The organism is Pseudomonas sp. RIT411, from assembly GCF_003057735.2.
GTDB lineage: Bacteria > Pseudomonadota > Gammaproteobacteria > Pseudomonadales > Pseudomonadaceae > Chryseomonas > Chryseomonas oryzihabitans.
In genome coordinates this window covers 167270-179686 of sequence record NZ_QBIZ02000006.1, presented here as the reverse complement: position 1 = coordinate 179686, position 12417 = coordinate 167270, and the positions used below count along the sequence as shown (strand labels likewise).

General features: G+C 66.9%; 10 protein-coding genes. 4 read left to right on the top strand and 6 right to left on the bottom strand.

What is annotated here, in order from left to right:
* Positions 1-7: 7 nt before the first annotated feature.
* The 6 genes from DBY63_RS11280 to DBY63_RS11255 form a co-directional block, all read right to left on the bottom strand.
* The gene (locus DBY63_RS11280; RefSeq protein ID WP_077173255.1) at positions 8-2443 is read right to left on the bottom strand and encodes a methyl-accepting chemotaxis protein; all 2436 of its coding nucleotides are present in this window, start codon (positions 2441-2443) and stop codon (positions 8-10) included.
* A 20-nt stretch (positions 2444-2463) separates the two neighbouring features.
* Positions 2464-4635: a chemotaxis protein CheA gene (locus DBY63_RS11275; protein WP_108581958.1), complete on the bottom strand. Its 2172-nt coding sequence runs from the start codon at positions 4633-4635 to the stop codon at positions 2464-2466.
* The gene (locus DBY63_RS11270) at positions 4632-4937 is read right to left on the bottom strand and encodes an STAS domain-containing protein (protein WP_027601278.1); all 306 of its coding nucleotides are present in this window, start codon (positions 4935-4937) and stop codon (positions 4632-4634) included. The genes DBY63_RS11275 and DBY63_RS11270 overlap by 4 nt, the downstream gene beginning before the upstream one ends.
* Positions 4938-4957: 20 nt before the next feature.
* Entirely contained in the window at positions 4958-5329 is a 372-nt protein-coding gene (locus DBY63_RS11265) for a response regulator (protein ID WP_007162125.1), read from the bottom strand.
* Positions 5330-5340: 11 nt separating this feature from the next.
* A complete protein-coding gene (locus tag DBY63_RS11260) occupies positions 5341-6516 on the bottom strand; it encodes a methyl-accepting chemotaxis protein (protein ID WP_256594384.1) in 1176 nt (391 codons plus the stop codon).
* A 140-nt stretch (positions 6517-6656) separates the two neighbouring features.
* Positions 6657-7424 carry an FCD domain-containing protein gene (locus tag DBY63_RS11255; RefSeq protein ID WP_077173252.1) on the bottom strand — a complete coding sequence of 256 codons (768 nt, stop codon included), beginning with the start codon at positions 7422-7424 and terminating at the stop codon, positions 6657-6659.
* A gap of 221 nt (positions 7425-7645) precedes the next feature.
* On the opposite strand from DBY63_RS11255, the gene DBY63_RS11250 reads away from it, so the two are divergent.
* The 4 genes from DBY63_RS11250 to DBY63_RS11235 all read left to right on the top strand — a co-directional run bounded on the left by DBY63_RS11250 (position 7646) and on the right by DBY63_RS11235 (position 12357).
* Positions 7646-9343 carry a lactate permease LctP family transporter gene (locus DBY63_RS11250; RefSeq protein WP_108581957.1) on the top strand — a complete coding sequence of 566 codons (1698 nt, stop codon included), beginning with the start codon at positions 7646-7648 and terminating at the stop codon, positions 9341-9343.
* Between the two features lie 73 nt (positions 9344-9416).
* Positions 9417-10241 (top strand): (Fe-S)-binding protein, encoded by an 825-nt coding sequence (locus DBY63_RS11245; protein ID WP_108581956.1) that lies wholly within the window; start codon positions 9417-9419, stop codon positions 10239-10241.
* Entirely contained in the window at positions 10238-11692 is a 1455-nt protein-coding gene (locus DBY63_RS11240; protein WP_077173250.1) for a LutB/LldF family L-lactate oxidation iron-sulfur protein, read from the top strand. Before DBY63_RS11245 ends, DBY63_RS11240 begins: the two co-directional genes overlap by 4 nt.
* Complete coding sequence (locus DBY63_RS11235; RefSeq protein ID WP_108581955.1) at positions 11689-12357, top strand: lactate utilization protein C; 669 nt, start codon at positions 11689-11691, stop codon at positions 12355-12357. Before DBY63_RS11240 ends, DBY63_RS11235 begins: the two co-directional genes overlap by 4 nt.
* The last annotated feature ends 60 nt before the right edge of the window (positions 12358-12417 follow it).

Genomic DNA, 12417 nt, shown 5'->3' with positions numbered 1-12417 from the left:
ATAGGGGTCAGGATTCGAAGGGGACGTAGCCGTCAGGCACGCCCGCGGTACCCGTACGCAGTGCCTTGCCCGGGACCTGCATGGCCTTCGGCCGCGAGGCCTCCAGCGCGCGCTCCAGGTCCTGTACCACCCGGCTTTCGCCGGTATTGAAGAAGCCCATCAGGCGCTGCAGCTGCTCCGCCTGGGTACTCATTTCTTCGGCGGTGCCGGCCAGCTCCTCGGACGCCGAGGCGTTCTGCTGGGTGATCTGGCTCAGTTGCAGCATGGCGCCGTTGATCTGGCTCACCCCGCTGCTCTGTTCTTCGCTGGCCGAGGCGATTTCCTGGACCAGGTCGGAGGTCTTGCTGATGGACGGCACCATTTGCTCCAGCAAAGTGCCGGCGCGTTCGGCCAGAGCCACGCTGCTCTTGGCCACGGTGCCGATCTCCTGGGCAGCGACCTGGCTGCGTTCGGCCAGCTTGCGCACCTCGGCGGCCACTACGGCGAAGCCCTTGCCATGCTCGCCGGCACGGGCCGCCTCGATGGCGGCGTTGAGCGCCAGCAGATTGGTCTGGTAGGCGATGTCGTCGACGATGCCGATCTTGTCGGCGATGGTCTTCATGGCCACCAGGGTCTCGCTGACGGCCTGACCACCCTCCCCGGCTTCCCGCGCGGCCTTGCCGGCCATGCCGTCGGTGACCTTGGCGTTCTCGGTGTTCTGGGCGATGGAGGCCGACATCTGTTCGACACTGGCGCTGGTCTCTTCGACCGAAGCCGCCTGTTCGGTGCTGGCCTGGCTCATGCTCTGGGCGGTGGCGGAGATCTCTTCCGAGGCGCTGGCCAGGGAGTCGGCCGACAGGCGCACGTCGCCGATGATCTGGTTCAGCTTGCCGACGGTGCCGTTGATCGACTCCTTGAGCTCCAGCAACTGGCCCTGGTAGTCACCGCGTACGGTGCGGCTCAGGTCACCCTGGGCGAGCCCGGCCATCACGCCCATGGCTTCGTTGACCGGCGCCACGATGGCGTCGAGGGTGCCGTTGATGCCGGCGACGATGCGGCGGAAATCGCCCTGGTGGGCACTGGCATCGGCGCGGGTATCGAGACGACCGGCCATGGCCGCCTGGCTCAGTTGGTTGGCGTCTTCGACCAGGCGCTGGATGTTGTCGCGGACCTGTTCGAGGTTGTCGTTGATCACCGCTTTCTGCCCGGGGAAGCGCTCCAGCGCCACCGACAGATCGCCTTCGCCAAAGCGCTTGACGCAGGCCATGGCCTTGGCGGAATCGCTCAGGTGGCCGGCGACCATGGCGTTGACGCCTTCGGCCATGCCACGGAAGGTGCCCTGGAAGCGCTCGACGGGGATGCGCGCATCGGTGTCGCCGCGATCATGGGCGGCGGACAGCTGCACCATCTCCGCTACCAGCAGCTGGATGTTGTCGCGGACCTGCTCGAGGTTGTCGTTGATCACCGCCTTCTTGCCGGGGAACCGCTCCAGCGGCGCAGCCAGATCGCCCTCGCCGAAGCGCTTGACGCAGGCCATGGCCTTGGCGGAATCGCTGAGGTGGCCGGCGACCATGGCGTTGACGCCCTCGGCGACGTTGCGGAAGGTGCCCTGGAAGCGCTCCAGCGGAATGCGCGCCTCGGTCTCGCCGCGATCGTGCTCGCTGGCCATGGTGCTCATCTCCTGCACGAGACCGCGCAGGGTCACCACCATGCGCTGCATGGCGGCCATCAGGCTGGACTCGTCGCCGGCACGCAGCTGCAGATCATCGGGCAGGTCGCCCGCGGCGGTGCGGTTGGCGACCTTGGCCACCTCGGCCGGCTCGCCGCCCAGCTGGCGCAGCAGGTTGCGGGTGATGAAGAAGCCGAGCAGACCGATCAGCAGCAGGGTGGCCAGGGAGATGCCGATCGACAGCAGCGTGGCCTGAGTGAGGGTGCCTTCCGCCAGGCTGGATTGTTCCGCGCCCAGCTTCTGGTTGTAGAGGCGATGGGCGTCGAGGACATCCCCGACATGGGTGATGATCTCCTGGTTTTCGCCCAGCAGCCGCTTGACCTCGTCATCCAGGCTGGCGCGCGACAGCGGGATCACCTTGGCGGCGAGCTGGTTAAGCGCGGCGATGGCCTGCTTGTCGTCTTCCCACAGGCGCTTGTCGGTCTCGTCGGAGATCTGCCCCTCGTAGGCCTTGAGGGCCTCTTCGGTCAGCCGCTGCGATTCGCCGAGTTCCTTTTCGGCCTGCCGGGTGGCGGCTTCGCCATCGGCGGCGAGGTGGCGATAGATGTTGGTGATGACATCGGCGGAATGGGCGTCGACGGCGTCGATGCCCAGAATGGCCGGCACGGTATCGTCGTTGCCGAAATTGGCTCGTTCGAACACCTGGTGCAATTGGTAGTAAGCCAGCCCTGCCAGCAGGATGATGCCAAGCAACGCGGAAAGGACCAGCAGGGACATACGTTTGGTAACGGTCATGGACTCGAATTCCTTGTCGGTCAGGTCAGCACGGGAGCGTGGACTGGAGCAGTAACGCTGGTAGACGCGGCCTCTCCTATTAGGCCGGGCACGTTGAGGATCAGCGCCACGGCGCCGGTACCCAGGATGGTGAAACCGCCCAGGCTGCGGTTGTGGCCGAACAGCGGACCGAGCGGCTTGATCACCGTCTGGAATTCGCCGAGCAGCTGATCGACCACCAGACCGGCGCGCTGGCCGGCGTAGCGCACCACCACCACGTTCTGCCGCCGCGGCGGCGCCTCCTCGATGGCGAACAGCTGGCGCAGGCGCAGCACCGGCAGCACCTCGCCGCGCAGGTCGAGGTAATCGTTGCCGTTGGCCTGGACACTGGCCGCCTCGGTCAGCTCGATGCACTCCTCCACCGCCTCCAGGGGCACCACGTAGGTAGCCTTGCCGACGCCGATGAGGAAGCCGTCGATGATCGCCAGGGTCAGGGGCAGGCGAATGGTCACCGTGGTGCCGCGGCCTTCCTCGCTGGTGAGATCGACGCTGCCGCGCAGGGCGGTGATGTTCTTTTTCACCACGTCCATGCCGACGCCGCGACCGGACAGGTTGCTGATCTGCTCGGCGGTGGAGAAGCCCGGTTCGAAGATCAGGTTGAACACATCCTTGTCGGCCAGCACCTGGCCCTCGGCGATCAGGCCGCGCTCGGTCGCCTTGCGCAGGATGCGCTCGCGCGACAGACCGCCGCCGTCGTCGGTGACCTCGATGACGATGCTGCTCGACTCGTGGTAGGCATTGAGCCCCACGGTGCCCTGGGCCGGCTTGCCTCGCGCCAGGCGCAGCTCGGCGGATTCGATGCCATGGTCCATGGCGTTGCGGATCAGGTGGGTCAGCGGATCGCCGATCTTTTCCACCACGGTCTTGTCCAGCTCGGTCTCGCCGCCGCTGATGCGCAGGGCGATGTCCTTGCCAATTTCCTTGGAGACGTCGCGGACCACGCGCTGGAAACGATTGAAGGTGGTGCCGATCTGCACCATGCGCAGGGTCAGGGCGGTGTCGCGGACCTCTTCCACCAGGCGCGACAGCACCCCGGTGGATTCCACCAGAGCCGCCAGACCGCTCTGCTGGGCGATCAGCTGGGTCCCGGCACCGGCGATGATCAGCTCGCCGATGAGGTCGATCAGCTGATCGAGCTTGGTCGCGTCGATACGGATCAGCTGGCCTTCGCCGGCCGGCGCGCGCTGCTCCTTGATCTTGCGCTGCTTGTTCAGGGCCGCATCCACCACCGGCGGATTGACCAGCTGGGCCTCCACCAGGGCTTCGCCGATGGGCTGGCGCGGCGTCGCCGGATCGGCCTGGCGACGCAGCACCTCGTCCAGCTCGGTGGCGGTCAGGGTGCCGCAGCGCACCAGGATCTCGCCCAGGCGCAGGTCTTCCTCGGCCAGGTCGTCGATCAGCTGGCAGTAGTCGCTGCTGCGGCTGTGCGGCGGCAGGATGCGGATCTGGCTGTCCTCGCGGACGAATTCGAAGGCCGCCTCGATGGTCGCCTTGTCGGCGTCGCTGTCGAAGGCGACCTCGAAGCCCAGGTAGCAGGTCTCCGGGTCCATCTCCGCCGCGGCCGGGATGGCGTCGGTCAGGGTGACGATGTTGACGATGCGGCCAAAGCTGTTGAGGTAGCGCACGAAGGCCAACGGATCCATGCCATTGCGCAGCATGTCCGGACCGAAGCGCAGCGACAGGTGCCAGTGGCCGGCGGCGACGCCATCGACCGGTGCCGCCAGGCTACGGGCGGTGGCGGCCGGCTGGGTGGCCTTGGCGCTCGGCTGCAGATAGTGCTCCAGGCGCTGCACCAGCACGGCGCCGGCGGCCTGGAAGTCGGGCTCCGGCTCGCTGCCGGACGATACCCGGGCGATCAGGCCGTTGAGGTGGTCGCAGACCTCCAGGAACAGCGCCGACAGGGTCTCGTCGAAGGCCAGCTCGTTGCTGCGGATGCGGTCGAGCACGCTTTCGGCGACATGGGTGAAGGCCACCACATGGTCCAGGCCGAACAGCCCGGCCGAACCCTTGATGGTGTGGGCGGCGCGAAAGATGGCATTGATCAGCTCGACGTCATCCGGCGCCTGCTCGATCTGCAGCAGCGCGGCTTCCATCTGCTGCAGCAATTCCTCGCTCTCGGCGATGAATGTCTTGAGGATCTCGTCCATGTTCATGCGGCAACACCTTCCGCGGCGGCCGCGGTAAAGAAGTCGGCAAGACCTGCCAGCTCCAGCAGTTCGGTGACGGCGGGGCTGGGGTCGACCAGTTCGAGGCTGCCGCCCAGACGCTGCGCCTCGCGGTGGGCCAGCAGCAGCAACTGCAGACCCGCGGAGTCGAATTCATCGACCTCGGCCAGTTCCAGCGCCACGGTGACCCCGGCGGTCAGGGGCTCCATCAGCAGCGGCTTGCTGTCGGCCGCGGTGTAGATGGTCAGCGGCCCGGTAAGGGGCAAGCGGGTACGAACGATGTCGTTCATGGGGGCAGCCTCCGGGGCCATCAGGGCATGATCAGCTTGGAAACCGCCGCCAGCATCTGCGCCGGCTGGAACGGCTTGACCATCCAGGCCTTGGCACCGGCGGCCTGGCCGGCGGCCTTCTTGGCGGCATCGGATTCGGTGGTGAGCATGATCACCGGGGTGAACTTGTAGGCCGGCAGCTTCTTGGCCGCGGTGACGAAGGTGATGCCGTCCATGTTGGGCATGTTCACGTCGCTGATGATCAGGTGCACCTTGCGCCCGTCCAGCTTGGTCAGGGCATCGCGGCCGTCGCAGCCTTCGATGACGTCGTAGCCCGCGCTTTTCAGGGTCATGGACACCACCTGGCGGATGGAGATGGAGTCGTCGACGATCAGAATGGTCTTGTTGCTCATGACAGCTTTCCTTAAAAGAACGTGATATCGGATTCGGCGGGGGCGGCGGCCGGTCGCTTGCCGTGGTGCACGGCGACCTGCTCGGCCATGGTGTAGGTGCGGGCCAGGTCGGCGAGCCAGCCGCGGGTGTCGAGGGTCGGCAGCGGCTGACCGCTGGCGGCCAGGGCGCGACGGTCGATCACCAGGCGCTCGAGGCGGGCCTGGTCGTCACGGATGTGGCCGAGCATCTGGCTGACGCGATCCTGGAATTGCAGGGCGACCAGCACCTCGGCGATGGCGCCGCCCACGGCTGCGGCGTTGTCGGCCAGGGCATCGCTGCGCTCGACCACGTCACGGGTGGTGCCGCCAAAGGTGCCGATGACCTGTTCGATGGTCTCGCCGGACTGGTTCAGGGTGCCGGTGTCGCGCTCGGCGTGGAGCTGCGAAAGCTCCAGGGTGCGGGCGATGGCGCCGTTCACCGTTTCCACGGTTTCGCCGATCTTCTGCCCGGTATCGCCGGACAGGGTGGAGAGCTTGCGCACCTCGTCGGCGACCACCGCGAAACCGCGCCCGGCTTCACCGGCACGGGCGGCTTCGATGGCGGCGTTGAGGGCCAGCAGGTTGGTCTGGCGCGCCACGTCGCCGACGTCCTTGGCCATGCTCTTGAGCTGTTCGGTCAGGCCGGCCAGGCCGTTGATTTCGTTGAGCAGCGCGCCCTTGCTGGACAGCGCCTCGCGCAAGGCCTGGAGGATGCCGTCCAGCTGGTTCTGGCTGCTGGCCATGAGGTTGACCAGGCGGTCGCCGCTGCCGTGATCGGCGCCGGCCACGCTGTGGATGCGGTCGGCCAGTTCGGCGAAGCGACTGGTCAGGCTGACGATTTCCTGTTCGGTGTGGGCCCGCGCGGCTTCGATTTGCTCGGACCAGACCGGCAGTACAGCCACGCAAAGCGCTTCGAGGGCTTCGTCCCGACCGCTGGCGGGGCTCTGGCTCACGGCCTGGGCGGCGACGCGCTCTGCCTGGCGCGCCTGGGCGCGACGAAGTTGCCAGAAGCCCAGCCCGGCGGCCAGGACCACCTGGGTGGCACTCAGGGCCAGGGTGGTCGGCGTCACGCCGCCCACGAACAGGATCGCCCCGGTGCCGCATGCACCGAGCAATGCAGGAGTGAAGGTAAGGTCGACGAGCGAGGGCGAAGAAGAGGCGTGTTCCACAGGAGGGTACCGGTCTAGACGCCAGCGAAGGCGGGAAGGTGTGACCGGGTTATCAGCTCTGGAACGCTAAACTTTAGCCGCGGACGCTCAATTTATGCTACTAGCATAATGACATCACAATATTTTACGCCAGATTTTTTTTAGAGCTCATCGCGCCGTCTGGCCCGTGCTAGACGGCCTGCCATGGCGCCAGCCTCCTCCAGAACCTCTCTCACATAGCCCAGATGGCGGCTCGCCGCCTCGCGTGCATTCTCCGCTTCCCCCGCAACAATCGCCTGGTAGAGCGCCCGGTGTTGCTCCAGCAGCCGCTCGCGGGTCTCACCCCGTTGGGCGTGCATCCCGCCGATGTTGGTCACCATGTGATGGCGCAGCAATTCGAACAGGCTGCGGATGCTGTGCAGGTAAACGGCGTTGTGGCTGGCCTCGGCGATGGCCAGGTGAAAGGCGGCATCGGCCTCGCCCTCCTCTTCCCGAGTCAGGGTCTCGCGCCGGCGGTAGCAGTCCTCCAGGCGCTCCCAGGCCAGGGTCAGCCGCGCCAGGTCCGGCTCGGTGGCGCGCTGGGCGGCGTAGTAGGCGCAGGCGCTTTCCAGGGTGTGGCGAAATTCCAGCAGATCGCGGCGGGTTTCCTCGCGGCTTTCCAGCAGCGGCAGCAGGGGATCGGTGAAGGCGCTGTTGAGCGCCTCGGTGACGTAGGTACCGCCGCCCTGCCGGCTGAGCAACAAACCGCGCGCGATCAGCTTCTGGATGGCTTCGCGCAGCGAGGGTCGCGACACCCCGAAGCGCTCGGCCAGCACCCGCTCGGCCGGCAGGCGCTCGCCTGGGCGCAGCGAGCCTTCGGCGATCAGCGCTTCCAGGTGCTTGACGATGTCGTCGGACAGACGACGTTGCTTGACCGGTTCGAACCCCATGAAAAACCTCGAAAAATGCTGCGGACAGCAGCGGCCGTCCGCCAGGCGGAAGAGCTGGGCCGACGAAAGTCGCACATCAAGGGGTTTGACAGGCACAAAGACCCCGCTTAACGTGCGTGAAGTCGCCCTTGTAAATTGGTCTTACCAATTTTTGCCACAGGTCGCGATCTTGTGCAACCCCGTCCTGCCGCCTCCCTACAAAAACAATCAAGGAGCACCCGATGGAAACCTGGCAACAGATCTATCTCCCCCTTGGCAGCCTTGGCCTTTCGGCCTTCGTCGCCGCCTTGCCCATTCTGTTCTTTTTCGTCGCCCTCGCCGGTCTGAGACTCAAGGGCCATGTGGCGGGCGCCATCACCCTGGCGATCGCCCTGCTTATCGCCCTGTTCGTCTATCGCATGCCGGTGGACAAGGCGCTGGCCTCGGCCGGCTACGGTTTCCTCTACGGCCTCTGGCCCATCGCCTGGATCATCGTCACGGCGGTGTTCCTCTACAAGCTGACGGTCAAGTGCGGCCAGTTCGACATCATCCGCAGCTCGGTGCTGTCGATCACCGACGATCAACGCCTGCAGGTGCTGCTGATCGGCTTCTGCTTCGGCGCCTTCCTGGAAGGTGCGGCCGGTTTCGGCGCGCCGGTGGCCATCACCGCCGCGCTGCTGGTGGGCCTGGGCCACAATCCGCTGAAGGCGGCCGGGCTCTGCCTGATCGCCAACACCGCGCCGGTGGCCTTCGGCGCCCTGGGCATCCCGACCATCGTCGCTGGCCAGGTGACCGGCATCGACGCCTTCAAGATCGGCGCCATGACCGGCCGCCAGCTGCCGCTGCTGTCGCTGCTGGTGCCGCTGTGGCTGATGTTCATGATGGACGGCATGCGCGGCCTGCGGGAAACCTGGAAGCCGGCGCTGATCTGCGGCGGCACCTTTGCCGTGTTCCAGTACCTGACCTCCAACTTCATCGGTCCGGAACTGCCCGACATCACCTCGTCGCTGGCCGCCATGATCGCCCTCACCGGCTATCTGAAGCTGCGCCAGCCGCAGCACGCCACCGCGGGTGCGACTGCAGTGGTCGGTGGCGGTGGCGGCGCCGCCATGCTGGGCGGTGGGGCCGGCTTCGGCAGCGGCGGTCGGCTGCCGCCGGAACATTCCCTGGGCACCGTGATCAAGGCCTGGTCGCCGTTCCTGATCCTCACCGTGGTGGTGACGATCTGGACCACCAAGGCCTTCAAGGCGCTGTTCGCCAGCGGCGGTGCCCTCTATGTCCTGGTGATCAACGTGCCGGTGCCCTACCTGGACAAGCTGGTGCTCAAGACGCTGCCGATCGTGGCCACGCCGACGCCGATGCCGGCGGTCTACAAGCTCGATCTGCTGTCCGCTTCGGGCACGGCGATCCTGATCTCGGCGCTGATCTCCATGGCCATCTTCCGCATCAAGCCCTCGACCGCCCTGGGCGTGTTCAAGGAAACCCTGGTGGAGTTGCGCAAGCCGATCCTGTCCATCGGACTGGTGCTGGCCTTCGCCTTCGTCGTCAACTACTCGGGCATGTCCACCACCCTGGCCCTGCTGCTGGCCGGTACCGGCGCGCTGTTCCCCTTCTTCTCGCCGCTACTGGGCTGGCTGGGGGTGTTCCTGACCGGTTCGGATACCTCGTCCAACGCCCTGTTCGGCTCGCTGCAGGCCACCACCGCGCACCAGATCGGTGTTTCCGACACCCTGCTGGTGGCGGCCAACAGCTCCGGCGGCGTGACTGGCAAGATGATCTCGCCGCAATCCATCGCCGTGGCCTGCGCCGCCACCGGCATGGTGGGCAAGGAGTCCGACCTGTTCCGCTTCACCGTGCGCCACAGCATCGGCTTCGCCGTGCTGGTCGGGTTGATCACCCTGGCGCAGGCCTATGTGTTCACCGGCATGCTGGTGCACTGATCACGCGGTTCCCGGCGGCGGTTCAGGCCGTCGCCGGTCCTCTTATTACCGGGCCAACCCGGAGTGACGCCTGATGAACGATCTTTTCTACAACGCCGCCCCCAACGTCACCCGCACCGCGCCACCGCTGGCGCCGCCGCGGACCTATCCGCAGCAGAAGCCGACCCAGGTGTATCTGTTCGGCACCTGCGTGGTGGACCTCTTCTATCCCGAAGCCGGCATGGACAGCATCCGCCTGCTGGAGCGCGAAGGCCTGCGCGTGCATTTCCCCCAGGCGCAGAGTTGCTGCGGCCAGCCGGCCTACACCTCGGGCTACACCGAGGAGGCCCGCGCCGTGGCGCGCACCCAGCTGGCGCTGTTCGCCGAGCCCTGGCCGGTGGTGGTGCCTTCCGGCTCCTGCGCCGGCATGCTGCGCCATCACTATGCCGAGCTGTTCGCCGACGAACCCGAGACCCTGCGTCAGGTGCAGGATCTGGCCGAGCGCACCTACGAGCTGGCGGAATTCCTGCTGCACATCTGCCAGGTCGACTACCAGGATCGCGGCGCCCCGACCAAGGTGGCGCTGCACACCTCCTGCAGCGCCCGCCGCGAGATGCAGACCCACCTGCACGGCCGCGCCCTGCTCGGCCAGCTAGAGGCCGTGGAGCGTGTCGACCATGACCACGAAAGCGAATGCTGCGGCTTTGGCGGCACCTTCTCGGTGCGGATGCCGGACATCTCCGGTGCCATGGTGGCGGACAAGACCCGTGCCCTGCAGGACAGCGGCGCGGCCCAGGTGCTCACCGCCGACTGCGGGTGCCTGATGAACATCAACGGCGCCCTGGAAAAGCAGCGCGCCGCCCTGCGTGGCGAACACCTGGCGAGCTTTCTCTGGCGCCGTATCGGAGGTGCCGCATGAACGAGATGCTGAAGATCCCCCTCACCGACGTCAGCGAAGCGCCTCCCTTCAGGACCCGTGCGCGGCAGGCCCTGGGCGACGACCAGCTCAGGCGCAACTTCCGCACGGCCATGGATTCGCTGATGACCAAGCGCCTGGCCAGCATGAGCGATGCCGACGAGCGCGAGCGCCTGCGCGAACTGGGCAATCGCACCCGTGCCCGGGCGCTGTCCAAGCTGCCGGAGCTGCTGGAACGCCTGGAGGCCAACCTCACGCGCAATGGCGTCCAGGTGCACTGGGCCGAGACCACGGCCGAGGCCAACGCCATCGTCCAGCAGATCGCCGAGCGCCATGCGGCCAAACTGCTGATCAAGGGCAAGTCCATGGTCAGCGAAGAGATGGACATGAACCACGTCCTCGGCGCCCAGGGCATCGACTGCCTGGAGTCGGACATGGGCGAGTACATCATCCAGCTCGCCGGCGAGAAGCCGTCGCACATCATCATGCCGGCCATCCACCTCAACCGGCAGCAGGTCGGCACCCTCTTCCACGAGCATCTGGACGAGCCCTACACCACCGACGTCGACGAACTCATCCAGACCGGTCGGCGGGTGCTGCGGCAGAAATTCTTCGAGGCCGACATCGGCATCTCCGGGGTCAATTTCGCCGTCGCCGAGACCGGCACCCTGCTGCTGGTGGAAAACGAGGGCAACGGGCGGATGTCCACCACGGTGCCGCCGGTGCACATCGCCGTGACCGGCATCGAGAAGGTGGTGGAGAATCTGCGCGACGTGGTGCCGCTGCTGTCGCTGCTGACCCGCTCCGCCCTGGGCCAGCCGATCACCACCTACGTCAACATGATCTCCGGTCCGCGCAAGGCCGAGGAACTGGACGGCCCGCGCGAGGTGCACCTGGTGCTGCTGGACAATGGTCGCAGCCAGGCCTTCGCCGACAGCGAATTGCGCCAGACCCTCAACTGCATCCGCTGCGGCGCCTGCATGAACCACTGCCCGGTCTATACCCGCATCGGTGGCCACGCCTATGGCGAGGTCTACCCCGGCCCCATCGGCGCCATCATCACCCCGCACCTGGTCGGCCTAGAGCGCGCACCGGATCATCCCAGCGCCTCCTCGCTGTGCGGCGCCTGCGGCGAGGTCTGCCCGGTCAAGATCCCGATTCCGGCGCTGTTGCGGCGATTGCGCGAAGAGAACGTCAAGGCCCCCGAAGCCGAGCCGCACCTGCTGCGCGGCCAGGGCAGCAAGTTCTCCGCCCGGGAGCGCTGGACCTGGCATGCCTGGCAGAATCTCTACACCTCGCCGCTGCTCTATCGCGGCTTCAGCTACCTGGCCACCCGCTTCGGCCGCTTCACCCCGGGCCAGCTCGGCCCCTGGACTGAGCACCACAGCGCGCCCAGGCCGGCATCCCGCTCGCTGCACGAATTGGCCCGCGAACACCTGGAGAAACGCCCATGAGCGCCCGCGACAACATCCTCGCCAAGCTGCGCGGCAGTCTGCAGGGCACCCAGCCGCTGGCGGACACCTTCGACGAAGCCCTGGTGACCGAACCCTGGCGCTATCCGCCTGAAGAGCGCGTCGCCCGCCTGCGTACCCTGATGGAAACGGTGCATACCGAAACCCATTTGACCACCGCGGCGGACTGGCCGACGCTGGTCGAGCGCATCCTCGCCGAACGGGGGCTGGACCAACTGCTGATTGCCCCCGGCACGCCCCACGGCGCGCGCCTGGTGGAGCGCTGGCAGCGCGACGGCTCACCGCGCTGGAAGGCCTATGATCGCCCCGTGGAAGAATGGAAGGCCGAGCTGTTCAACGACACCCCGGCCAGCCTCACCGGCACCCTGGGCGCCCTGGCCGCCACCGGCAGCCTGGTGCTCTGGCCGGATCGCCAGGAGCCGCGCCTGATGAGCCTGGTGCCCCCGCTGCATATCGCCCTGCTCAGGGCCAGCACCGTGGTGGACAACTTCTACGAGTTGCAGCAACAACACCGCTGGCAGGACGGCATGCCGACAAACGCCTTGCTGATCTCCGGGCCATCCAAGACCGCCGACATCGAACAGGTGCTGGCCTATGGCGCCCACGGGCCCAAGGATCTGGTGGTGCTGATCGTCGAGGATGAGTGAGGGTTGTGGTCCCCTTCACCCCAACCCTCTCCCTCAGGGAGAGGGGGCAGTTAACCCGCG

Bases quoted from the DNA above. Each gene is read 5' to 3' on its own strand.
- DBY63_RS11255 (WP_077173252.1), bottom strand. From the start codon at position 7,424: ATGGGGTTCGAACCGGTCAAGCAACGTCGTCTGTCCGACGACATCGTC.
- DBY63_RS11235 (WP_108581955.1), top strand. From the start codon at position 11,689: ATGAGCGCCCGCGACAACATCCTCGCCAAGCTGCGCGGCAGTCTGCAG.
- DBY63_RS11280 (WP_077173255.1), bottom strand. From the start codon at position 2,443: ATGACCGTTACCAAACGTATGTCCCTGCTGGTCCTTTCCGCGTTGCTT.
- DBY63_RS11250 (WP_108581957.1), top strand. From the start codon at position 7,646: ATGGAAACCTGGCAACAGATCTATCTCCCCCTTGGCAGCCTTGGCCTT.
- DBY63_RS11275 (WP_108581958.1), bottom strand. From the start codon at position 4,635: ATGAACATGGACGAGATCCTCAAGACATTCATCGCCGAGAGCGAGGAA.
- DBY63_RS11245 (WP_108581956.1), top strand. From the start codon at position 9,417: ATGAACGATCTTTTCTACAACGCCGCCCCCAACGTCACCCGCACCGCG.
- DBY63_RS11270 (WP_027601278.1), bottom strand. From the start codon at position 4,937: ATGAACGACATCGTTCGTACCCGCTTGCCCCTTACCGGGCCGCTGACC.
- DBY63_RS11240 (WP_077173250.1), top strand. From the start codon at position 10,238: ATGAACGAGATGCTGAAGATCCCCCTCACCGACGTCAGCGAAGCGCCT.
- DBY63_RS11265 (WP_007162125.1), bottom strand. From the start codon at position 5,329: ATGAGCAACAAGACCATTCTGATCGTCGACGACTCCATCTCCATCCGC.